This is a genomic window from Micromonospora sp. DT228 (assembly GCF_049841595.1).
In the GTDB taxonomy this organism is placed as follows: domain Bacteria; phylum Actinomycetota; class Actinomycetes; order Mycobacteriales; family Micromonosporaceae; genus Micromonospora.
In genome coordinates this window covers 135,195-161,092 of the sequence record NZ_JBNCKO010000013.1, presented here as the reverse complement: position 1 = coordinate 161,092, position 25,898 = coordinate 135,195, and the positions used below count along the sequence as shown (strand labels likewise).

Annotated in this window: 4 protein-coding genes; all 4 read left to right on the top strand. The window is 73.6% G+C overall.

Features of this window, described 5'->3' with window-relative positions; genetic code table 11:
* The first annotated feature begins 90 nt into the window (after positions 1-90).
* From ACLQ29_RS24495 to ACLQ29_RS24480, 4 genes are read left to right on the top strand one after another with little or no spacing between them, the layout of a single operon-like run.
* On the top strand, positions 91-4,497 hold the full coding sequence (locus tag ACLQ29_RS24495) for an amino acid adenylation domain-containing protein (RefSeq protein ID WP_425773811.1): 4,407 nt from the start codon (positions 91-93) through the stop codon (positions 4,495-4,497).
* A complete protein-coding gene (locus tag ACLQ29_RS24490) occupies positions 4,494-14,906 on the top strand; it encodes an amino acid adenylation domain-containing protein (RefSeq protein ID WP_425773810.1) in 10,413 nt (3,470 codons plus the stop codon). Before ACLQ29_RS24495 ends, ACLQ29_RS24490 begins: the two co-directional genes overlap by 4 nt.
* Positions 14,903-25,675: an amino acid adenylation domain-containing protein gene (locus ACLQ29_RS24485; RefSeq protein ID WP_425773809.1), complete on the top strand. Its 10,773-nt coding sequence runs from the start codon at positions 14,903-14,905 to the stop codon at positions 25,673-25,675. The genes ACLQ29_RS24490 and ACLQ29_RS24485 overlap by 4 nt, the downstream gene beginning before the upstream one ends.
* The gene (locus ACLQ29_RS24480; protein WP_393361908.1) at positions 25,672-25,881 is read left to right on the top strand and encodes an MbtH family protein; all 210 of its coding nucleotides are present in this window, start codon (positions 25,672-25,674) and stop codon (positions 25,879-25,881) included. Before ACLQ29_RS24485 ends, ACLQ29_RS24480 begins: the two co-directional genes overlap by 4 nt.
* The last annotated feature ends 17 nt before the right edge of the window (positions 25,882-25,898 follow it).

Genomic DNA, 25,898 nt, shown 5'->3' with positions numbered 1-25,898 from the left:
CGGGGCCTCGGATCCGTCGCGCCTCGAATCTCTACGTTTAGGTCAGGCTTACCTTACTGACGACCGCCCCGGCCCTTCAGGAGCGACTGTATGCAGATCATCGGTGGCAGCACCGGCGGCACCGTGGCGGACCGGGAGGCGTACTCCAGTGGCGGCCCGCTGACCGTCGCCCCGACCACACTCCCGGACGCCTTCGCGACGATGGCGCGACGTGACCCCGACGCGGTGGCGGTGGTCTTCGAGGACGTCGAGGTCACCTACGCCGAACTGGACGCCAGGGCCAACCGGCTCGCGCACGTGCTTGTCGCCCAGGGGCTGGGCCCGGATCGGGTGGCCGGGCTCGCCGTACCCCGCTCGGTGGACATGATCGTGGCGGAGCTGGCCGTGCTGAAGGCCGGCGGCGCCTACCTCCCGCTGGACCCGGCCGACCCGGCCGAACGGCTCGCCTACCTGCTCGGCGACGCGCGACCGGTGTGCCTGGTCACCACCTCCGAGGTGGCGGACCGACTGCCCCGCGCCGACGACGTGCCCCGGCTGCTGCTCGACGCCCCCGAGGTGACGGCCGAGCTGGCGAACGCGTCGACAGACGACCCCGAGCGGCCTGGCCTGCGGGTCGAGCACGCCGCCTACGTCATCTACACCTCGGGCTCCACCGGCCGGCCCAAGGGCGTGCTGCTCACCCACACCGGCGTGGCCAAGCTGCTCTCCACCCAGTTCGAGCGGTTCGGGCTCACCCCCGACGTCCGGGTCCTGCACTTCGCCTCGCCGAGCTTCGATGTCGCGTTCTGGGATCTCTGCCTGGCCCTGCTCTCCGGTGGGCGGCTGGTCATCGTCCCCGCCGACCGCCGCGTCGCCGGGCCGGCACTCACCGAGTACGCCATCCGGCACCGCGCCAACTTCATGATCCTGCCGCCGGCGCTGCTGGCCGCGCTGCCTCCGGAGTGCGAACTGCCACCGGGCATCCTGTTGGCCGGCACCGAACGGGTCTCGCCGGAACTGGTCGCCCGCTGGGCGCGGGATCGCCGGATGTTCAACGCGTACGGCCCAACCGAGGCCACCGTCAACTCCACGCTCGGCGAGTGTGACCCGGAGCGGATCGACGGCGCCTCGGTCCCGATCGGTCGCCCCGACCCGGGCACCGACGCCTACCTGCTCGACGACGCGTTGCGGCCGGTGGAGCCCGGTGTGCCCGGCGAGCTCTACCTCGCCGGGCCGGGCCTGGCCCGCTGCTACGTCAACCGTCCGGACCTGACCGCCGAGCGTTTCCTCGCCGACCCGTTCGGACCACCTGGCGGACGGATGTACCGCACCGGTGACGTGGCGATCTGGCGTGCCGACGGACGGCTGGACTTCCTCGGCAGGGTCGACGACCAGGTGAAGGTGCGCGGATACCGCATCGAGCTGGGCGAGATCGAGTCGGTGCTGGCCCGCCACCCGAACGTCGGTCAGGTCACCGTGCTGGCCCGCGAGGACCGCCCGGGTGACGTGCGGCTGGCCGCCTACGTCGTACCGAGCGCGGACGGCCCGCCGCAGGACCGGGTTGACAGCCAGGTCGCCGAGTGGAAGGAACTGCACGAACTGCTCTACCAGGCCGGCCGGGTGGAGCAGTTCGACGAGAACTTCACCGGCTGGAACAGCAGCTTCGACGGCTCGCCCATTCCGGTGGAGCAGATGCGCGAGTGGCGGGACACCACTGTCGACCGGATCCGGTCGCTCCGGCCCCGGCGCGTCCTGGAGATCGGTGTCGGCAGCGGGCTGCTGCTGTCGCGACTCGCCCCGGAGTGCGAGAGCTACTGGGGACTCGACCTCTCCGAGCAGGCCATCGACACGCTACGGGCCGCGGTGGCGACGATTGCGGAACTCGACGAACGGGTCACGCTGCGCGCCCAACCGGCCCACGACCTGGAAGGTGTGCCGACCGGCTGGTTCGACACGGTCGTCATCAACTCGGTGGCGCAGTACTTCCCGAGCGCCGACTACCTGACCGGCGTGCTGCGCGCGGCGGCCGAGCGACTCGCCCCCAGCGGTGTGATCTTCGTCGGAGACGTCCGTAACCTGCGCCTGCACCGGATGCTGCACGAGGCGATCCAGACCAGCCGTGGCGTCGCCCCCGCCGAGGTGGACGCCGCCGTCGAGGCCGCGGTCCGCGCCGAACGCGAACTGCTGCTCGACCCGGACTACTTCGCCGCGCTGCCGAGCGGGTCGATCCGGGGCGCCGAGGTGTGGGTCAAGCGGGGCGGTTACCACAACGAGCTGAGCGGCTACCGCTACGACGTCGTGCTGACCACCGCGCCCGTGCCCGCGCCCACACCCGAGGCGACGTACGCGTGGGCCGGGAGCCTTATCGACGTCCGGAAGCAGTTGACCGCCGGCCCGCGGCGACTGCGGGTCACCGCGGTGCCGAACGCGCGCCTGGGTGCGGCAGACGCCCCGTCCGTCGAGGACATCCACGCACTTGGCGACGCGTCCGGCTACCGCGTCGTGGTGACCTGGGACGGCTCCTCGACAAGCGGGGACCTGGACGTCGTCTTTGAACGCGACGCCGAGCCCCGGCACGCCTACCGTCCCGGCGGGGTGGCCACGCACGCCAACACCCCGACCGCGGCCGCCGATCCGACGGCGCTGGTGAAGGCGCTGCGCCTGCACGCGGAATCCTGGCTGCCCGGCTACATGGTGCCGACCGGCTTCGTGCTGCTGGACCGACTGCCGGTGCTGACCAGCGGCAAGCTCGACCGGGCCGCGCTGCCAGCACCTGACTACGCCGCCCAGGCCACCGGCACCGCGCCCCGCACGCCCCGGGAGCGGGTGCTCTGCCAGCTCTACGCGGACGTCCTGGGCGTCCCGGGGGTTGGCATCGAGGACGACTTCTTCAGCCTCGGCGGGGACAGTATCGTCTCCATCCAGTTCGTGCTGCGCGCCCGCGCGCTGGGGCTGGTCTGCACCTCACGCCAGGTGTTCGAGCGTCGGACGGTGGCCGCGTTGGCCGAGGTCGTCACCGACCTCGACACCGGTGCCCGGGACCGTCCCGACGACGGGGTCGGCGACATCCCGTTCACGCCGATCCTGCGCTGGCTCGACGAGACCGGCGGCGGAATCGAGGCGTTCAGCCAGTCGATGGTGCTCGCCACTCCGGCGGGCGCCACCGAGGCCGACCTGGCCGCCGTGCTGACCGCGCTCACCGACCGGCACGACCTGCTGCGCTCGCGGCTCGTCCGCGCCACCCCCACGACGCCGGGCCGGCTGCACGTCGCGCCGCGCGGCACCGGCCAGTCGTGGCTGCGGCGGGCCGAGCCCGGCGCGGTGATCGAGGCCGAGGAGCGGGCCGCCGCCGACCGGCTCGACCCCGAGCGGGGCGTGATGGCCCAGGCCGTCTGGTTCGACAACGGGCCCTCCGCGCCGGGCCGGCTGCTGCTCGTCATCCACCACAGCGTCGTGGACGGCGTCTCGTGGCGGATCCTGCCGGCCGACCTGGCCACCGCCTGGGAACAGCGGAAGGCTGGTCGTACCCCCGTCCTGGAACGCACCGGCACGTCCTTCCGGCGGTGGGCCACCGCACTCACCGAGGCGGCCCGGCGACCGGAACGCACCGCCGAACTGGCGCTGTGGCGGCGCATCCTGACCGGCGCGGACCCGGCGCTGACGCGGCGCCCGCTGCGGCCGGTGGACGACCTCGCCACCGTCGCCCGGCACACCGTACGGCTGCCCGCCGCGACCACCGAGCCGGTGCTCACCACGGTCGCCGCCGCCTTCCACGCCGGCATCAACGACGTGCTGCTCACCGCGCTCGCCCTGGCGATGATCGACTGGCGGACCCGCCACGGCAAGGGGACCGAGCGCTCGGTGCTCATCGCGTTGGAGGGGCACGGCCGGGAGGAGCAGGTCGTCGCGAACGCCGACCTCACCCCGGCGCTCGGTTGGTTCACGAGCGTCTTCCCGGTCCGTCTCGACCCCGGCGACATCGATGTCGCCGACGCGTTGGCCGGCGGACCGAGCGCCGGCACCGCGCTGAAGCGGCTCAAGGAGCAACTGCGGGCCATCCCGGACCACGGCATCGGGTACGGGATGCTGCGGTACCTCAACCCGGACACCGAGCCTGAGCTGGCCGCCCACCCCGCGCCGCAGGTCAGCTTCAACTACCTCGGCCGGTTCACCGCCTCGTCCGGCGACGGCGGGAGCTGGACGCCGGTGGCGGGGCACGGGATCCTGGCCGGCGGGTTCGACCTGGGCATGCCCGTCGCGCCGTACGCGTTGGAGATCAACGCGTACGTGCAGGACACCACGGCCGGCCCGGAGTTGGGGGTGACCTGGGCGTACCCGCGTGACCTGCTGGACGACGCGGCGGTGGCCGACCTGGCCGCGGCCTGGTTCGCCGCGCTGGAGGCCCTCGTCGTGCACGCCCGCGGCCCGGCCGCCGGCGGGCTCACCCCGTCCGACCTGACGCTGCGGCTCAGCCAGGACGAGATCGACGAGTTCGAGGCCGAATGGGAGCTTTCGTGACCGCGACCGCCACCCCCGGGCAGGCCTCCGGGATCGCCGACATCCTGGCGCTGACCCCGCTGCAGGAGGGGCTGCTCTTCCACGCGCATCTCGCCGCGGACGGCCCGGACGTCTACACCGGACAGTTGACTGTTGCCCTGGACGGGCCGCTGGACGCCGAGCGGCTGCGGGCCGCCGGGCAGGCCCTGCTCGACCGTCGGCCCAACCTGCGGGTGGCGTTCCGCCGCCGCAAGAACGGGCAGTCCGTGGCCGTGGTGCCACGGCACGTGCCGCTGCCCTGGTCCGCCCTGACCCTGGCCGAGGACGACCTCCCCGGCTTCCTCGACGCGGACCTCGCGACCCGGCTCGACCCGGCGACCGCGCCGCTGCTGCGGATGACCCTGGTCCAGCTCGGTCCGCACCGGCACCGGCTCGTCATCACCCACCACCATCTGCTGCTCGACGGTTGGTCGGTGCCGCTGTTGCTGGACGAGTTGGTCGCCCTCTACCGGGGCGACCCGCTGCCCGAGCCCGCCGACTTCCGCGACTACCTCGCCTGGACCGCCGCCCAGGACCGCCCGGCGGCCGAGGCCGCGTGGCGCGAGGCACTGGCCGGGCTGGACGGGCCGACAGTGCTGGCCGGGCGGCCCCCGGCCGACGCGGTCGTGCCGGAACGTCTCGTGCGAGACCTTCCGGTCGACCTGACCGCCCGACTCACCGCACTCGGTCGTGCCCGTGGGCTCACCCTGAACACGGTCGTCCAGGGCGCCTGGGGCATCGTGGTCGGGGCGCTGACCGGACGCGACGACGTGGTGGTCGGCGCGACTGTCGCCGGTCGACCGCCGGACCTTCCCGGCGCCGACACCATGATCGGCCTGTTCATCAACACCATCCCGGTCCGCATCACCCTGGACCCGGCCGCGCCGGTGACGACAGTGCTGCGCCGCCTGCAGGACGGGCAGGTGCGGCTGATGGAGCACCAGCACCTCGGGTTGGCCGAGATCCAGCGGCTGGCCGGGCACGGCGAGTTGTTCGACACCCTGACGGTCTTCGAGAACTACCCGCTCGGCGAGTCGCTGCCGGCGCCTGCCGACGGCGTCCGCGTCACGGGCGCGGCCGTCCGCGACTGCGCGCACTACCCGCTGACGCTCACCGCGCGTCCCGGCCAGCGGCTACACCTTGACCTGGAGTACCGCGCCGACCTGATCGACACCGACGCCGCCGGGACGTTGCTGGACCGGCTGACAGTGGTGCTGACCCGGATCTGCGACGCCCCGGACGCGCCCCTCGCCACCGTCGACGTGCTGACCTCGGCGGAACGGGACCGCGTCCTACGGGGCTGGAACGACACCGCCCGGCCGGTGCCCGACACCACTGTCAGCGCGCTGTTCCACGAGCAGGCCACCCGGACGCCCACGGCTGTCGCTCTCGTCGCGGACGGACGCGAGTGGACCTTCGCCGAGGTGGAGCGCTGGGCTGCCGGACTGGCCGGGGCGTTGCGCGAGCGCGGCGTCACGCGTACCGATCGGGTCGCGCTCGCGCTGCCCCGAGCGCTCACCGTGCCGGCGGTGTTCGGCGTGCTCGACAGCGGCGCGGCCTACCTGCCGCTCGACCTGAACCAGCCGACCGACCGGATCACGGCGATGCTCGACGACGCCGCCCCGGCGGTGCTCGTCGTCGCGGCCGGCGACGACCCGGCCCCGGGGTGGACGGGTGTCCGGCTGGTGGTGGGTTCGGCGGTGCCGCAGGCGGAGCCGTTCGTGGCCACGCCGTCGGCGCAGGACGCCGCGTACGTGATCTTCACGTCGGGGTCGACGGGGCGGCCGAAGGGTGTGGTGGTGCCGCATCGGGGCATCGTGAACCTGTTCGGCTCGCATCGGGAGCGGCTGATGGCCGGTCCGCGGCGTCGGGTGGCGCACGTCGCGTCGTTCACGTTCGACGGGTCGTGGGAGCCGCTGCTCTGGCTGCTCGACGGGCACACGGTGCACGTGGTCGACTCCGACGTCTACCTCGACGCCGCCGCGCTTGTCGGCCACCTGCGTGACCAGCGGATCGACGTGTTGGACGTGACGCCCACGTTTCTGCGGGAACTGGTGCCGGCGGGTGTGTTGGACGCGGGCCTGAGCGTGCTGCTCGTCGGTGGCGAGGCGATCGACGAACGGTTGTGGCAGCAGGTGTGCGCCACGCCGGGGTTGGTCTGCCATGACCTGTACGGGCCAACCGAGGCGTCCGTGGACGCCTACGGGTGGCACGGTCCGGACCGGACCGCGTACCGGTTGGCGAACGTCCGCACCTACGTGCTCGACGGCGGGTTGCGGCCGGTGCCAACGGGGGTGCTCGGCGAGGTGTACGTCGCCGGGGCCGGGTTGGCGCACGGATACCTGAACCGGGCCGGGTTGACGGCCGAGCGGTTCGTGGCCGACCCCTTCGGTCCGGCGGGCGCACGGATGTACCGCACCGGCGACCTGGCCCGGTGGACCCAGGCCGGGGTGTTGGAGTTCGCCGGCCGCGCGGACGGGCAGGTAAAGGTTCGCGGTTTCCGGATCGAGCTTGGTGAGATCGAGACTGCCCTCGGCCAGGCCGCCGTGGTGCTGCGGGACGGCCGGTTGGTCGCGTATGTCGTGGGTGGGCCTGTCGACCTGGACCGGCTGCGGGCGACGTTGCCGGACTACATGATCCCGTCGGCGTTCGTCGAGGTCGGCGCGCTGCCCCGCACCGTCGCGGGCAAGCTCGACGTCGCCGCGCTTCCCGCCCCGGACTTCACCGCGTCGAGTGTGGGCCGGACCGCCCGCAACAGCCGCGAACAACAGTTGTGCGACCTGTTCGCCGAAGTGCTGGGTGTGCCGTCGGTGGGCATCGACGACGACTTCTTCGCCCTCGGCGGTCACTCGCTGCTGGTGATGCGCCTCGCCGGCCGGGTGCGGGCCGTCCTGGGCGTCGAACTGCCCGTCCGCGCGGTGTTCGACGCACCAACCGTGGCGGGTCTGCTGCCGAAACTTGTCGGGTCGAGCCGAGCGCCACTGGTCGCGGGACCACGCCCGGACCGGGTGCCGCTGTCGTACGCCCAGCAACGGTTGTGGTTCCTGTATCGGCTCGAAGGACCGAACCCGACCTACAACATCCCGATCGCCTGGCGGCTACGCGGCCGACTGGACCCGGACGCGTTGGTCGCGGCCGTCGGTGACGTGGTCGCCCGACACGAAACCCTCCGCACCATCTTCGGCGAGCAGGACGGCGGCGAGCCGTACCAGCGGATCCTGCCCGCCGCGCCGGTCGCGGTGTCGGTGGCGGACATCGCCGAGGCGGACCTCGCCGACCGGCTCGCGGAGATCGGGGCGTACGGGTTCCGCCTCGACCACGAGCCGCCGATGCGCACCTGGCTCTTCCGGATCGCACCTGACGAGCACGTGTTGCTGCTGCTGGTGCACCACATCGCCGGCGACGAGTGGTCGGATGTGCCGTTGCGCCGGGACATCGTGGCCGCCTACACCGCCCGCTGCGCCGGGCTGGTGCCGGCGTTCCCGCCGCTGCCCGTGCAGTACGCCGACTTCGCGCTGTGGCAGCGCGCCGAGTCGGGCGCGCTCAGCACGCAGGTCGACGGCTGGCGGGAGGCCCTGGCCGGGCTGCCCGACGAGGTGGACCTGCCGGCCGACCGCCCCCGCCCACCAGAGGCCAGCCACCGCGGGGACCTGGTCGACTTCGACCTGCCCGCCGAGGTGACCGAACGGCTGCGTGCGCTGGCCCGGTCGACCGGGACCTCCATGTTCATGGTGGTGCAGGCGGCGGTGGCGGTGCTGCTGTCCCGCCTGGGCGCGGGCACCGACGTGCCGCTGGGCGCACCGGTGGCGGGCCGCCCGGACGCCGCACTCGACGACCTCGTCGGCTTCTTCGTCAACACCCTCGTGCTGCGCACCGACACCTCGGGCGACCCGTCGTTCCGCGAACTGCTGGCCCGGGTACGAGACACCGACCTCGCCGCGTTCGACCGACAGGACGTACCGTTCGAACACCTCGTGGAAGCCCTGAACCCGGTCCGGTCGCTGGGCCGACACCCGCTGTTCCAGACGATGGTCTCCTACCTCGGCGAGGCCGACGCCTCCTGGCACCTCGGGTCGCTGCGCGTCGAGACCGAGCGGGTACGCCAGCACGTCGCCATGTTCGACCTCTCGTTCGACTTCTTCGAGACGCGCGGCGGCGTCCGTGGCGAGTTGGAGTACGCCACCGACAGGTACGACAGGTCATCCGCCCAGACCCTTGTCGAGCGGTTGCGGCGGGTCCTCACCACTGTCGCCGCCGACCCGTCGGCGGTGGTCAGCCGGATCGACGTGCTCGCTCCCGCCGAGCGTGCTCGACTGCTGGCCGTGCAGCCCTCCACACCGATCCCGGCGGGCTCCGTCGTGGACCTGTTCGTCGCGCGGGCGGCGGCCAACCCCGAAGCGGTGGCACTGGTCTCCGGCGGCCGGACCTGGACGTACGCCGAGTTGGACGACTGGTCGTCGCGCCTAGCCGGCGCGCTGGCCTCGTACACCGGGGGCCTGGTCGCGCTGGCCACCTCCCGCCCGCTCACCGTCCCGGCGATCCTCGGCGTGCTCAAGGCGGGTGCGGCGTACCTGCCGCTGGACGCGTACCAGCCGACCGACCGGATCACGGCCATGCTCGACGACGCCCGGCCGGCGATCCTGGTCACCACCGGGGACACCGACGTGCCCTGGACCGGCCCTCGGCTGGTGGTGGGCTCGGCGGTGCCGCAGGCGGAACCGTTCGTGGCCACGCCATCGGCGGAGGACCCGGCGTACGTGATCTTCACGTCGGGGTCGACGGGACGGCCGAAGGGCGTGGTGGTGCCGCATCGGGGCATCGTGAACCTGTTCGCGTCGCATCGGGAGCGGCTGATGGCCGGTCCCCGGCGTCGGGTGGCGCACGTCGCGTCGTTCACCTTCGACGGGTCGTGGGAGCCGCTGCTCTGGCTGCTCGACGGGCACGCGGTGCACGTGTTCGACGATGACGAGTACCGCGACGCGGGGATTCTCGTGTCGCGGCTTCGTGAGCAGCGGATCGACGTGTTGGACGTGACGCCCACCTACCTGCGGGAGTTGGTCGCGGCCGGGCTGTTGGACGCGGGCCTCAGCGTGTTGTTGGTCGGCGGTGAGGCCATCGACGGGCAGTTGTGGCAGCGGGTGTGCGCCACGCCGGGGCTGACCTGCCACGACCTGTACGGGCCGACCGAGGCGTCCGTGGACGCCTACGGGTGGCACGGTCCGGACCGGACCGCGTACCGGTTGGCGAACGTCCGGACCTACGTGCTCGACGGCGGGTTGCGGCCGGTGCCAACGGGGGTGCTCGGTGAGGTGTACGTCGCCGGGGCCGGGTTGGCGCACGGATACCTGAACCGGACCGGGTTGACGGCCGAGCGGTTCGTGGCCGACCCCTTCGGTCCGGCGGGCGCACGGATGTACCGCACCGGCGACCTGGCGCGGCTCAACCGCCATGGGGTGGTGGAGTTCGCCGGCCGCGCGGACGGGCAGGTGAAGGTTCGCGGGTACCGGGTCGAGCTGGGCGAGATCGAGGCCGCCCTCGGCCAGGCCGCCGTGGTGCTGCGGGACGGCCGGCTGGTCGCCTACGTCGTGGGTGGGCTGGTCGACACCGACCGGCTCCGGGCGACGTTGCCGGACTACATGATCCCGTCGGCGTTCGTCGAGGTCGACGCGCTGCCCCGCACCGTCGCGGGCAAACTCGACGTCGCCGCGCTTCCCGCCCCGGACCTCACCACGTCAAGTGTGGGCCGGACCGCCCGCAACAGCCGCGAACAACAGCTCTGCGACCTCTTCGCCGAGGTCCTCGGACTGCCCTCGGTCGGCATCGACGACGACTTCTTCACCCTCGGCGGCCACTCGCTGCTGGTCATGCGCCTCGCCGGCCGCGTACGCGCCGTCCTGGGCGTCGAACTGCCCGTCCGGGCGGTGTTCGACGCACCAACCGTGGCGGGTCTGCTGCCGAAACTTGTCGGGTCCAATCGCGCGCCACTCGTGGCAGGACCGCGCCCGGACCGGGTGCCGCTGTCGTACGCCCAGCAACGGTTGTGGTTCCTGTATCGGCTCGAAGGACCGAACCCGACCTACAACATCCCGATCGCCTGGCGGCTACGCGGCCGACTCGATGCCGACGCGCTGACCGCGGCCGTCGGTGACGTCGTCGCCCGACACGAAACCCTCCGCACCATCTTCCCGGACGTCGACGGGACCCCCTACCAACACATCCTCCCACCGGACGCCGTCCCGGTCGCGTTCCACGAGGGCGGCGACGTCGACGCCGCCGCCGCGCACGCGTTCGCGCTCGATCGGGAGCCGCCGCTGCGGGTCGACGTGTTCCGGGTGGCACCTGACGAGCACGTGTTGCTCCTGCTGGTGCACCACATCGCCGGCGACGAATGGTCCGACGAACCGCTGCGCGCCGACCTCACCACCGCGTACGAGGCGCGCCGCGCCGGACACGCCCCGGCGTTCCGACCGCTCCCCGTGCAGTACGCCGACTTCGCGCTGTGGCAGCGCGAGCAGTCCACCGGCCTGACCGACCAGGTGCGGGCGTGGCGGGAGGCCCTGGCCGGGCTGCCCGACGAGCTGGACCTGCCGGCCGACCGCCCCCGCCCACCAGAGGCCAGCCACCGCGGGGACCTGGTCGACTTCGACCTGCCCGCCGAGGTGGCCCGCGACCTACGCCACCTGGCCCGGTCGACCGGGACCTCCATGTTCATGGTGGTGCAGGCGGCGGTGGCGGTGCTGCTGTCCCGCCTGGGCGCGGGCACCGACGTGCCGCTGGGCGCACCGGTGGCGGGCCGCCCGGACGCCGCACTCGACGACCTCGTCGGCTTCTTCGTCAACACCCTCGTGCTGCGCACCGACACCTCGGGCGACCCGTCGTTCCGCGAACTGCTGGCCCGGGTACGAGACACCGACCTCGCCGCGTTCGACCGACAGGACGTACCGTTCGAACACCTCGTGGAAGCCCTGAACCCGGTCCGGTCGCTGGGCCGACACCCGCTGTTCCAGACAATGGTCTCCTACCTGCCCGGTGGGGGCGACACCTGGACGCTCGCCGAGCTGACCGGCGCGCCCGAACCCGTCGGACACCGTACGGCGATGTTCGACCTCTCCTTCGACTTCGCCGACGCCCCGGGCGGCGGCATCGAGGGAAGCCTCGAATTCGCCACCGACAGGTACGACAGGTCGTCCGCCCAGATCCTCGTCGAGCGGTTGCAGCGGGTCCTCACCACCGTCGCCGCCGACCCGTCGGCGGTGGTCAGCCGAATCGACGTCCTGAGCCCGGACGAACGGGACCGGCTGCTCGACGCCGACGTCGGCGCGACGGTCCCGCCGGGGTCCATCGTGGACCTGTTCGAGACGCAGGCCTCGACCACGCCCGCGACCGTGGCGCTGGTCTCCGGTGGCCGGTCGTGGACGTTCGCCGAGCTGGACAGGTGGTCGTCCCGGCTGGCCGGGGTGCTGGCCGGACGCGGCGTGGGCCGAGGGAGCCTGGTCGCGCTCGCGGTGTCCCGCCCGCTCACCGTCCCGGCGATCCTCGGCGTGCTCAAGGCAGGTGCGGCGTACCTGCCGCTGGACGCGTACCAGCCGACCGACCGGATCACGGCCATGCTCGACGACGCCGCCCCGACGCTCGTGCTGACAAGCGGTGACGTGCCCCTGCCGCCCGCCACCGCCCACCTGCTGCTCGACGAGCCCACAGTCTTCGCGGGCCCGGTCGGCAGCCCCGCCGGCCCTCGGGCCGACGACCCCGCGTACGTGATCTTCACGTCGGGGTCGACGGGGCGGCCGAAGGGTGTGGTGGTGCCGCACCGGGGCATCGTGAACCTGTTCGCGTCGCATCGCGAGCGGCTGATGACCGGTCCCCGACGTCAGGTCGCGCACGTCGCGTCGTTCACCTTCGACGGGTCGTGGGAGCCGCTGCTCTGGCTGCTCGACGGGCACACCCTGCACGTCCTCGACGACGACGAGTACCGCGACGACACCGCCCTGGTCGGCTACGTCCGCCGCCACCACCTCGACGTGCTGGACGTGACGCCCACCTACCTGCGGGAGTTGGTCGCGGCCGGACTGTTGGACGCGGGCCTGAGCGTGCTGCTCGTCGGCGGTGAGGCGATCGACGGGCAGTTGTGGCAGCGGGTGTGCGCCACGCCGGGGTTGGTCTGTCACGACCTGTACGGGCCAACCGAGGCGTCCGTGGACGCCTACGGGTGGCACGGCCCGGACCGGACCGCGTACCGGCTGGCGAACGTCCGGACCTACGTCCTCGACGCCGGGCTGCGGCCGGTGCCCCCGGGGGTGCTCGGTGAGGTGTACGTCGCCGGGGCCGGGTTGGCACACGGATACCTGAACCGGACCGGGTTGACGGCGGAACGGTTCGTGGCCGACCCCTTCGGTCCGGCGGGTAGTCGGATGTACCGCACCGGCGACCTGGCGCGGCTCAACCGCCATGGGGTGGTGGAGTTCGCCGGCCGCGCCGACGGGCAGGTGAAGGTTCGCGGGTACCGCATCGAGCTGGGCGAGATCGAGGCCGCCCTCGGCCAGGCCGCCGTGGTGCTCCGGGACGGCCGACTCGTCGCCTACGTCGTGGGTGGGCCCGTCGACACCGACCGGCTCCGGGCGACGCTGCCCGACTACATGATCCCGTCGGCGTTCGTCGAGGTCGACGCGCTGCCCCGCACCATCGCGGGCAAACTCGACGTCGCCGCGCTACCCGCCCCGGACTTCTCCGCGCTTGTCGGCGGCACGGCCGCCCGCACCAGCCGCGAGCAGCACCTGTGTGACCTGTTCGCCGAGGTGCTGGGCCTGCCGACCGTCGGCGTCGACGACGACTTCTTCGCCCTGGGCGGCGACAGCATCGTCTCGATCCAACTGGTCAGCCGGGCTCGCGCGGCAGGCCTCGGCATCAGCCCACGGGACGTGTTCCGACACAAGACCCCGGCCGGGCTCGCCCAGGCCGCCACCGTCGACGCCCCGGTGACCGAGGACCCCCGCGAGGCGTACGGGAGCGCGCCACTCACCCCGGTCATGCGCTGGCTCGCCGAGGTGGACGGCCCGACCACCGGATACAGCCAGTCGATGCTGCTGCACGCCCCGGCCGGGCTCACCGCGGCGGGGCTGGCCGAGGTGGTGCAGGCGCTCGTCGACCGCCACGACCTGCTGCGCGCCCGGGTGACCGGCGACGGTGTGCAGATCCCCGAGCCCGGCGCGCCCGTCGACGTCGTGCGGGTGGCCGCGTACGACGAGAAGAACCTGCCCGCGATCGCCGCCGCCGCCCGCGACCGGCTCGACCCCGCCCGGGGCGTCCTGCTCCAGGCGGTGCTGCTCGAACCCGGGCACGTGCTGCTCGTCGTGCACCACTACGCCGTGGACGGGGTGTCCTGGCGGGTCCTGCTGCCCGACCTCGCCGCCGCCTGGGCGGCCCGGCGGGCGGGCACCCCGAGCACGCTCCCGCCCACCGGCACCTCGTTCCGCCGCTGGGCCCGGGAACTCGACGGCCTCTCCCGCCACGCGAGGACTGTGGCGCAGCTGCCGTACTGGACCGAGGTTCTGGCCGGGCCGCGCGCCCCGCTGGGCAACCGTCCCCTCGACCCGGCCCGCGACCGCACCGGCACCTGCGACGAGATCACCGTCGAGCTGCCACCGGAGGAGACCCTGCCGCTGCTCACCACGGTGCCCACCGGCTTCCACGCCGGCGTCGGCGACGTGCTGCTGACCGGGCTCGCGCTGGCGCTGCGCGACTGGGCCGGCGGCGCCGGCTGGCTGGTCATGCTCGAAGGGCACGGCCGCGAGGAGCACCTGGTGGCCGGCACCGACCTGTCCCGCACGGTCGGCTGGTTCACAAGCGAGTACCCGGTCCGGCTGGACCTCGGCCCGGAGCACCCCGCGGACGCCCTGAAGACGATCAAGGAGCGGTTGCGGGCGGTGCCGGACAACGGCGTCGGCTACGGCCTGCTGCGCCACCTCAACCCCGACACAGCCGCCGTGCTCGCCGGGTACGACAAGCCCTCGATCGGCTTCAACTACCTCGGCCGGTTCGCCGCCGGCAACGCCGACGAGGGGCCGTGGGAACCGGCCGGGGAGGGCTGGGGCGGCGGCGCCGACGACGGCATGCCCGCCGACTACCCGCTGGAGATCAACGCGACAACCGAGGACCACGCCGACGGGCCCCGGCTCGCCGCGACCTTCACCTGGCCACGGGACCTGCTCACCGAGGAGCACGTCCGCGACCTGGCCGGCCGCTGGCGGGAGGCGCTGCGAGCGCTCGCCGCCGACCCGGAATCCGGGGGTTACACCCCGTCCGACCTGAGCCTGGTCGAGCTGAGCCAGGCCGACATCGACAGCCTTGAGGCCGAGTTCGCCGACCTCGAGTCCGAGTGGGAGACGCAGTGACGAAGAAGACCGGGCTCGAGGACGTCCTGCCACTGTCGCCGTTGCAGGAGGGGCTGCTCTTCCACGCGCTCTACGACACCGACGCCCCCGACGTCTACACCGTGTCGACGGCGCTGGACCTGACCGGGCCGCTGGACGCCGTCCGGCTGCGCGAGGCCGGGCAGGCGCTGCTCGACAGGCACGCCAACCTGCGGGCCGGGTTCCGGCGTACGGCCAAGGGCACCACCGTCGCCGCGATCCCCACCCGGGCCCGCCTGCCCTGGGCCGAGCACGACCTCAGCGGCCTGCCCGAGGCCGAGCGCGACGCGGAACTCGACCGGCTCGCCACCGCCGACCAGCAGCAGCGTTTCGACATGACCCGGCCGCCGTTGCTGCGGATGACGCTGACCCGACTCGGGCCCGCGGCACACCGCCTCACCATCACCCACCACCACATCCTGCTCGACGGCTGGTCCGCGCCGCTGCTCGTGCGGGAACTGCTCGACCTGTACGCCAAGCCCGGCTCGTTGCCGCCGGTCACCCCGTACAAGGCGTACCTGGCGTGGCTGGCCCGCTGGGACCGGGACGCCGCCACCGCCGCCTGGCGGGACGCGCTCGCCGGGCTCGACGAACCGACCCGAATGGCGCCCGCCGGCACCACGCCCGAGCCGGTCGTCCCCGGCTCGGTGGAGACCGCGCTGCCCGCCGAGCTGAGCGGCCGACTCACCGACCTCGCGCGTACCCTCGGTGTCACACTCAACACAGTGGTGCAGGCGGCCTGGGGTCTGCTGCTGGCCCGGCTCGCCGGCCGCGACGACGTGGTCTTCGGCGCCACCGTCTCGGGGCGGCCACCGCAGTTGCCAGGTGTCGAGTCGATGATCGGCCTGTTCATCAACACCGTGCCGGTGCGGGTCCGCGTCGACCCGGCCGAGCCAGCCCACGACCTGCTCGTACGCCTGCAGGACGAGCAGGCCGCGTTGATGGAACACCAGTACCTCGGGCTGGCCGACATCCAACGGCTGGCCGGACACGGCGAGCTGTTCGACACGCTCACCGTCTTCGAGAGCTACCCCGACAGTCCGGACGCCGCCGAGCCGGTGCCCGGGCTGCGGGTCACCGAGGCGCAGGACGAGGACGCCACGCACTATCCGCTGGTGCTGGTCGCCGAGCCGGGCACCCGGATCAACCTGGAGATCCGGCACCGCGCGGACGTGTTCGACGCCGACGCCGCCCGCACCATCCTCGACCGACTGGTCCGCGTCGTCACCGCGCTGGCCGCCGACCCGGTCGCCCCGGTCGGCCGGATCGACATCCTCGACCCGACCGAGCGGGCGACAGTCCTCACCGAGTGGAACGGCAGCACGGACGGCATCGTGGCCACCACCTTCCCCCGGCGGTTCGCCGACATGGTCGCCGCGTACCCGGAGAACATCGCGGTGATCTGCGAGGACGAGCAGATCAGCTACGCCGAGCTGGCCGTGCGCTCGGACCGGCTGGCCCGGGCGCTGACCGCCCGGGGCGTCGGCCCCGGGCAGGTCGTCGCGGTGGCACTCCCCCGCGGCGTCGACCTGGTCACCGCGCTTGTCGGCGTGCTCCGCTCCGGCGCCGCCTACCTCGCACTCGACCTGGACTACCCGGCCGACCGGCTGCGCTACATGCTGGAGGACGCCGCACCGGCCTGCGTCGTCACCCGTGCCGAGCTGACCGACACGCTGCCCGGCGACGTGCCCGTGGTGGACGTGACCGCGTCCGGACCGGACGTGACACGTGTCGAGCCGGACGTCTCGGACGCCGCGTACGTCATCTACACGTCCGGTTCGACCGGCCAACCCAAGGGCGTCGTCGTCACCCACGAGGGCGTCGCGAAGCTGCTCGCCACCCAGCAGCTCCGGCTCGGTGTCACGCAGGCCAGTCGGGTGCTGTTCTTCGCGTCGCCCAGCTTCGACCTCGCGTACTGGGAGCTGTGCCAGGCGCTGCTCTCCGGCGGCGCGCTCGTGGTGGTCCCGGCCGAACTGCGCGTCCCCGGCGCGCCGCTCGTCGACTACCTCACCAAGCACGAGGTCACCCAACTGGCCCTGCCGCCGTCGGTGCTCAGCGCGCTGCCGGCCGACTGCCGACTGCCGCTCGGGGTGTCCATGCTCGTCGGCACCGAGGAGGTGCCGGCCCGGCTGGCCGAACGGTTCGCCGCCGGCCGGCGCATGTTCAACGCGTACGGGCCCACCGAGACAAGCGTCAACGCGACACTGTGGGAGTGCGTGCCGGTCTCCACCGGCACCGTGCCGATCGGCTATCCGGATCCCGGGCAGTTGGCGTACGTGCTGGACAGCGGCCTGAACCCGGTCCCGCCCGGTGTCGTCGGTGAGCTGTACCTCGGCGGCCTCGGCCTGGCCCGTGGCTACCACAACCGGCCCGGCCTGACCGCCGAGCGTTTCCTGCCCGACCCGTTCGCCGCGCCCGGCGCCCGGATGTACCGCACCGGCGACCTGGTGCGCTGGTCCCCGGACGGGGCGCTGGAGTTCGTCGGCCGCGTCGACCACCAGGTCAAGATCCGCGGCTTCCGGGTGGAACTCGGCGAGATCGAGGCTGTCGTCGCCCGGCAGGAGGGCGTCCGGCAGGCCGCCGTGGTGCTGCGTACCGACGGTGGCGTCAAGCGGATCGTCGCGTACGTCGTCGGCGGCACCGATCTCGGCCGGTTGCGGGCGGGCATCGCCGCCACGCTGCCCGACTACCTGGTCCCCGGCGCGTTCGTCGCCCTGGACGCGTTGCCGGTGTCGGTCAACGGCAAGCTGGACCGGGCCGCCCTGCCCGCCCCGGAGTTCACCGCCGACGGCGGCGGGCGTACGCCCCGAACCCCCCGCGAGAAGCTGCTCTGCGACGTCTTCGCCGAGGTGCTGGGGGTGCCCACGGTCGGCATCGACGACGACTTCTTCGCCCTCGGCGGCGACAGCATCATGTCGATGCAGTTGGTCGGCCGGGCCCGGGTCGCCGGCCTGCTGATCACCCCGCGTCAGGTGTTCCACAGTCGCACCCCGGCCCGGCTGGTGGCCGTCGCCGGCACCGTGACCGGCGCCGACGCGGTGCCGTCGAGCCTGTCCCTGGTCACCCTCACCGAAGCTGACCGGCGCGAACTGGCCGGCCTCGGCGTCGACGTCCGCGAGGTGCTGCCGCTCTCGCCGTTGCAGACCGGCCTGCTGTTCCACAGCCTGCTCGACGACGCCGGCCCGGACGTCTACACCGTCCGCATGGTGGTGGACCTGACCGGGCCGATCGACGCCGCCCGCCTGCGCGCCGCCGGTCAGGCGCTGCTCGACCGGCAGCCCAGCCTGCGCGCCTCGTTCCACCACCTCGCGTCCGGCACGGCGGTCAGCGTCGTCCCGGCCGCCGTCACCGTGCCGTGGACCGCTGTCGACCTGTCCGAGCTGGACTCCGACGCGAGGGAGGACGCCTGGCAGCGGCTCCTCGCCGAGCAGGGCCGCCGCTTCGATCCGGCCGTCGCGCCGCTGCTGCGTCTGGCTCTGGTGCGTACCGGCCCGGACTCCCACCGGCTCGTGCTCACCCACCACCACCTGCTGCTCGACGGCTGGTCCCGGGGACCACTGCTGGCCGAGCTGTCCACCCTGTACCGCGACGGCGACACCGCGCCGGTGACCGGCCGACCGTTCCGGGACTACCTCGCCTGGCTGGCCGGGCAGGACCGGCGGACCGCCGAGGACGCCTGGGCCGCCGCGCTCGACGGCCTGGCCGCGCCAACCCGTGTCGCGCCCGCCGACGGGCGTCGTGCCGCGCTGGCGCCCGAGGTGGCCGAGGTGGAGTTGCCCGCGGACCGGACGGCGGCGTTGACCGCGAACGCCCGCGCCCGTGGCCTGACCGTGAACACCATCGTGCAGGCCGCCTGGGCGCTGCTGCTGGCCCGGCTCACCGGCCGCGACGACGTGGTCTTCGGCGCCACCGTCTCCGGGCGGCCACCGCAGTTGCCAGGTGTCGAGTCGATGGTCGGCCTGTTCATCAACACCGTGCCGGTGCGGGTCCGCATCGACCCGGCCGAGCCCGCCCACGCGCTGCTCGACCGGATCCAGGACGAGCAGTCCGCGCTGATGGAACACCAGTACCTCAGCCTCAGCGACATCCAGCGCATCGCCGGGCACGGCGAGCTGTTCGACACCCTGCTGGTCTTCGAGAACTACCCGGACGGCGACGCCGCCGACGACGGGCTACCGGTCACCGGCACCGACGGGCACGACGCCACCCACTACCCGCTCACGCTCATCGCCGAGCCCGGCCCGACCCTGCACCTCGCCGTCGAGTACCGGCCCGACCTGTTCGACGCCGCGTACGCCGGGCGGCTCGCCACGGCGCTCGTCACGGTCGTGGACGAACTCGTCAGCGGGCTGGACGCCCCGGTCGGTCGGGTCGGCCTGCTCGACCGGGGCGGGCGCGCGGCGATCCTGGCCGCCGGGACCGGCGAGGTCCGCGAGCTGCCCGCGGCGACCCTGCCGGAGCTGGTGGCCGCACAGGTCGCGGCGGCCCCCGACGCGGTGGCGCTCGTCGACCCGGACGGTGCCGAGATCACCTACCGCGACCTGGACGCGCGCACCGAACGGCTGGCCCGGGTGCTCGCCGCCGTCGGCGCCGGACCGGAGACAGTCGTCGCGCTCGCCCTTCCGCGTTCGGTCGAGCTGGTGGTGGCGATCCTCGCGGCCGGACGGGCCGGCGCCGCGTACCTGCCGCTCGACCTGGACCACCCGGACGCGCGGCTGGCGGCGATGCTCGCCGACGCGCGGCCCGTCGCGGTGCTCGCCGTCGGCGCCACCGCGCCGCGCGTCGCCGGATTGCCGCACGCGGACGCGCCCATCGTGCTCGACGGACCGCTCGACGACCCGCGGGTACGGCCCACCCCGCCCGGCCCCCGGCACCCGGCGTACGTCATCTACACCTCCGGCTCCACCGGCGCGCCCAAGGGTGTCGAGGTCGAACACGCCGGCATCGTCAACCGGCTGCGCTGGATGCAGCACGAGTACGGCCTCACCGTGGGTGACCGGGTGGTGCAGAAGACCCCGGCCGGCTTCGACGTCTCGGTCTGGGAGTTCTTCTGGCCACTGAGCACCGGGGCGACCCTCGTCCTCGCGCGGCCGGACGGCCACCGCGACCCGGTCTACCTCGCCGAACTGATCCAGCGGGAACGGGTCAGCACCGTGCACTTCGTCCCGTCGATGCTCGCCGCGTTCCTCGCCGAGCCCGGCGCGGCCGATTGCACAGCCCTGCGCCGCGTCCTGTGCAGCGGCGAGGCGCTGCCCAGCGCCCTCGCCGATCGGTGCCGGGAGCTGCTGCCCGGCGCCGCCCTGCACAACCTGTACGGTCCGACCGAGGCGTCGGTGGACGTGACGGCGTGGCCCGCCGAGCGTGGTACCGGCACGGGTTCGGTCCCGATCGGCGCGCCGGTGTGGAACACCCGGGTCAGCGTGCTCGACGCCGGGCTGCGCCACGTGCCGGTCGGGGTGCCCGGTGAGCTCTACCTCTCCGGCGTGCAGCTGGCCCGCGGTTACCGGGGCCGGCCCGACCTGACCGCCGACCGGTTCGTCGCCGACCCGTACGGTCCGGCCGGCGAACGCATGTACCGCACCGGCGACCAGGTGCGCTGGAGCGCGCCCGGGGTGCTCGAGTTCCTCGGCCGCGGCGACGGCCAGGTGAAGATCCGTGGGCTGCGCGTCGAGCTGGGCGAGATCGAGGCCGCGCTCACCGCACAGCCCGACGTGGGTTCGGCGGTGATGCTGCTGCGCGAGGACCGGCCCGGTGTCGCGCACCTGGTCGCGTACCTCACCGTGGCCGGCGCACTGGACGAGGCAGCGGTGCGGGCCCGGCTCGCGGCGCTGCTGCCCGAGCACATGGTGCCGTCCGCCTTCGTCGTCCTCGACTCGATGCCGGTCTCGGTGAACGGCAAACTGGACCGGGCCGCCCTCCCCGCGCCCGACTTCGCCGGCGCGGGCACCGGCACGGCCGCGCGTAACCCGCGTGAGCAGGTGCTCGTCGACCTGTTCGCACAGGTGCTGGCGGTGCCCACGGTGGGTGTCGACGACGACTTCTTCAGCCTCGGCGGCGACAGCATCATCTCGATCCAGCTGGTCGGCCGGGCCCGCGCCGCAGGTCTGTCGCTCAGCCTGCGGCAGGTGTTCCAGCTGCGTACGCCTGCCGCGTTGGCCGCCGCCGCCGGGTCGGCGTTCACCGTGACCAGCGGCAGCGGCGCGCTTGTCACGCTCACCGACGCCGAGACCGCCGAGATCGCCGGTCGGGGCCTGGACGTGGCCGAGGTGCTGCCGCTCTCCCCATTGCAGACCGGGCTGCTCTTCCACGCCGCGTTCGACGCCGACGGCCTCGACCTGTACACCGTGCAGATGGTCTTCGACCTGCCCGGCAGCATCGACCCGGCCCGGCTGCGCGCCGCCGGGCAGGCGCTGTTGCAGCGACACGCCAACCTGCGGACCTCGTTTCACCAGCTCGAGTCCGGTCGACCTGTCGCCGTGGTGAACCGGGGTGTCACGCTGCCCTGGGCCGAGGCGGATCTGTCCGATCTGGAGGCCGCGCGGCACGAGGAGGCGTGGCAGCGCTGCCTCGCCGAGGAGGGCCGCCGTTTCGATCCGGCGGTCGCCCCGCTGCTGCGGATGATGCTGGTCCGCACCGGTGACGCGTACCGGCTGATCCTCACCCACCAGCACATGCTGCTCGACGGCTGGTCCCGAGGGCCGCTGATGGACCAGCTCGCCGAGTTGTACGAGGCCACCGACGGTGGCACCGCCCCGGCGCCGTACCGCGACTTCCTCGCCTGGCTGGTCGGGCAGGACCGGTCCGCCGCCGAGCAGGCGTGGCGTGCCGCGCTGGCCGGGGTCGCCGACGCCACCCGGCTCGCCCCGGCCGACCCGCAACGGGAACCCGCGGTTCCCGAACTGGTCGAGCAGGAACTGACCGAGGCCGTGACCGCGCGCCTGACCGGCCTGGCCCGCTCCCGGGGGCTGACGCTGAACACGCTGGTCCAGGCCGCCTGGAGCATCGTGCTGGGCCGGCTCACCGGCCGTGACGACGTGGTCTTCGGCGCCACCGTCTCCGGACGACCGGCGCAGTTGGCAGGTGTGGAGTCGATGATCGGGCTGTTCATCAACACCGTGCCGGTGCGGGTCCGCCTCGACCCGGCCGAGCCGGTGGCGGGGCTGCTGGCCCGGCTCCAGGACGAGCAGTCGACGCTGCTCGACCACCAGTATCTCGGGTTGGCCGACGTCCAGCGCCTGGCCGGGGTCGGGGAGCTGTTCGACACGCTGCTGATCGTGGAGAACTATCCGGAGCGTGCCGACGACGGGTCGGAGCGCCTGCTCGCCGCCGTCGACGCGGGCGGGCGCGACGCCACCCACTACCCGCTCACCTGGGTCGTCGACCCCGGCCAGCGGCTACGGATGGGCCTGGAGTTCCGTCCCGACCTCTTCGCCCCGCCGGTCGCCCGACGACTCGTCGACGCGCTCACCGCCGTCCTGACCGCGTTCACCACCGACCCGGACCGTGCGGTGGGCCGCCTGGACCTGGTCTCGGACGAGGACCGCGGCGGCGGGAACCCGCAACCGCCGGCCAGCGGCGACGACCCGACGGTGGCGGACCTGTTCGAGCGGCAGGTGGCCGAGTCACCCGACGCGCCCGCCGTCGTCTGCGGCCCGGTTCGCCTGACGTTCGCCGACCTCAACGACCGCGCCAACCGGCTGGCCCGGCTGCTCGTCGGCCGGGGGGTCGGCGCCGAGGACGTGGTGGCCCTGGCCCTGCCGCGCACCGCCGACGCGGTCGCCGCGATCCTCGCGGTGCTCAAGTGCGGTGCCGCCTACCTGCCGCTGGACCCGGCCTACCCACCGGCGCGGGTCGCCGCGATGCTCGCCGACGCGCGGCCCGCCGCGCTTGTCACCGCCGCCGGGGTCGGTGTCGCGGCGGACGGGCTCGACCGCGTCCTGGTCGACGACCCGGCGTTGGCCACGCTCGCCGGGCACGACCTGACCGACGACGACCGGGTACGCCCGGCCCTCCCCCAGCACCCGGCGTACGTCATCTACACCTCCGGCTCCACCGGACGCCCGAAGGGCGTGGTGGTGACCCACCGCAACCTGGTAAACCTGTTCCGGAGCCACCGCGCGCAGTTGCACCTGCCCGCCCGCGCCGCCACCGGCCGCCGTCACCTGCGGGTCGGGCACGCCTGGTCGTTCGCGTTCGACGCCTCCTGGCAGCCGCAGCTGTGGTTGCTCGACGGGCACGCCCTGCACATCGTCACCGAGGAGTCGCAACGCGACCCGGAGCAGCTCGTCGAGCTGATCCGGACCGAGGGGATCGACTTCATCGAGCTGACGCCCTCGCACTTCGCGCAACTCGCCGACGCCGGCCTGATCCGCGACGGGCGCTGCCCCCTCGCCGTGGTCGGCGTCGGTGGCGAGGCGGTGCCGCCCGCGCTCTGGCAGCGCCTGGGCGGGCTGCCCGGCACCGAGGCGTTCAACCTGTACGGCCCGACCGAGGCCACTGTGGACGCTCTCGCCGCCCGGATCGGCGACACCACCTCCCCGGTGATCGGCCGGGCCGTCGCGGGTGCCCGCGCGTACGTGCTGGACCGGGCCCTGCGGCACACCCCGACCGGCGTGGCCGGCGAGCTGTACGTGGCCGGCGCCGGACTGGCACGTGGCTACCTGGGCCGGCCGGACCAGACCTCCGAGCGTTTCCTCGCCGATCCGCACGGCGCGCCGGGCGAGCGGATGTACCGCACCGGTGACCTGGTGCGGTGGACCGAGGACGGCCGGGTGGAGTACCTCGGCCGGGTCGACGAACAGGTGAAGATCCGTGGCTTCCGGGTGGAGCTGGGCGAGATCGAGTCGGTGCTCGCCGCGCAGCCCGGCGTCACCGAGGCCGTGGTGGTCGCCCGGGAGGACCGCCCCGGCGTACGCCTCCTGGCCGGCTACGTGGTCGGTGCCGATGGTCTCGACCTGGCCGCGCTGCGTGCCGCGGTCGCCGTCGAGCTGCCCGACTACATGGTGCCGTCCGCAGTGGTCCGCCTCGACCGGCTGCCCACGCTGGCCAACGGCAAGCTGAACCGGGCCGCGCTGCCCGCGCCCGACCTCGGCGCGACAGGCGCCGGCCGGGCGCCCCGCACGGAACGGGAGCGGGTCCTGGGCGAGGTGGTCGCGGCCGTGCTGGGCCTGCCGTCGGTGGATGTCGAGGCGGACTTCTTCGCGTTGGGCGGCGACAGCATCGTCGCGATGCAGCTCGTCGGTCGCGCCCGTGCCGCCGGCCTGCGGCTCACCCCGCGGCAGGTCTTCGCGGAGCGTACGGTGGCCGGGCTGGCACTGGTCGCGACCGCGCTCGACCGGGCCGACGGCCGGGCCGACGACGGGGTCGGGTCGTTCCCGCTGACCCCTGTCATGCGCTGGCTGCGCGAGGTGGACGGCCCGATCGACGGGTTCAACCAGTCGGCCGTGGTGCAGGTCCCGGCGGGTCTGGGTTGGACGCCGCTGCTGGCCGCGTTGCAGGCCGTCGCCGACCGGCACGACCTGCTGCGGGCCCGGCTGGACCGCACCGGCGACTGGTCGGTGACGGTGCCGCCACCGGGCTCGTCGCGGGCCGCCGACTGGACCGTCCGCGTCGACGTGCGCGGCCTCGACGACCGTGGCCTGTGGGACGCGGTCGTCGAGCAGGCGACAGTCGCGCAGGCCGGCCTCGACCCGGACAACGGGGGGATGATCCGGGCCGCCTGGCTGGACGCCGGCCCGGACCGGCCGGGCCGCCTGCTGCTGCTGGTTCACCACCTGGTCGTGGACGGTGTCTCGTGGCGGGTGCTGCTGCCGGAGATCGGCGCGGCCTGGCGGGACGCGGTCGCCGGTCGTACACCGCTCACCGCCGCCACCGGCACGTCGTTCCGCCGCTGGGCGACAGGCCTCGCCGAGCGGGCGTTGGACCCGGCCCGGGTGGCGGAGCTGCCGAGATGGGAGCAGATCGTGCGGCGGGGCGACCCGTTGCCGGTACGCCGCCCGCTCGACGCCGCGGTCGACGTGGCCGGCACCCTGCGCGACATCACCCTGACCCTGCCCACCGACGTCAGCGAGGCCCTGCTCACCCGCGTGCCGGCCGGGCTCGGCGCCGGTGTCAACGACGTCCTGTTGGGCGCGTTGGGGGTGGCCGTCACCAGGTGGCGGGCCGCGCAGGGCGGCGCGGGCGAGGCGGTGCTCGTCGCGCTGGAGGGCCACGGGCGGGAGGAGCACCTGGTGGACGGGGCCGACCTGTCCGGCACGGTCGGCTGGTTCACGAACATCTTCCCGGTCTGCCTGGACACCGCCGGGATCGACGTGTCGGCCGGCGGCGCGGCGGTGGCCGAGGCGGTGGTGCGGGTCCGCGAGCACCTGGCCGAGTTGCCGGACAACGGCATGGGCTACGGCCTGCTCCGCCACCTCAACCCGGTGACCGCGCCCACGCTGGCCGCGCTGCCGCATCCGCCGATCCAGTTCAACTACATGGGACGGTTCGACTTCCCGGAGGCCGCCGACTGGGAGTTCGCCCCCGAGGCGGAGGCCGCCGAGAACGGCGCCGACGACGCCATGCCCGAGACGTACGAGCTGGTGCTGAACGCCCAGACCGAGGACCGCGCGACCGGCCCGCACCTGGTCGCCACCTGGAGCTGGCCGGACGGCGTGTTCGCCGAAGGCGCGGTGGACGATCTCGCCCACCTCTGGTTCGACGCCCTGCACACCCTGGTAACACACACCCTGGTAACGAGGAGTATCCGATGAGCACGAACCCGTTCGACAACGCCGATGGCACGTTCCTGGTGCTTGTCAACGACGAGAACCAGCACAGCCTGTGGCCGGTCTTCGCCGAGGTGCCGGCGGGCTGGCGGGCCGTGCACGGCCCGGCCGGTCGGCAGGACTGCGTCGACTACGTCAACGCGAACTGGACCGACATGCGCCCGCAGAGCCTGATCGACGCCGAGCGCTGACCGGCAGGCCGGACCAG

Coding starts and splice junctions, on each gene's coding strand:
- ACLQ29_RS24495 (WP_425773811.1), top strand. CDS start 91: ATGCAGATCATCGGTGGCAGCACCGGCGGCACCGTGGCGGACCGGGAG.
- ACLQ29_RS24480 (WP_393361908.1), top strand. CDS start 25,672: ATGAGCACGAACCCGTTCGACAACGCCGATGGCACGTTCCTGGTGCTT.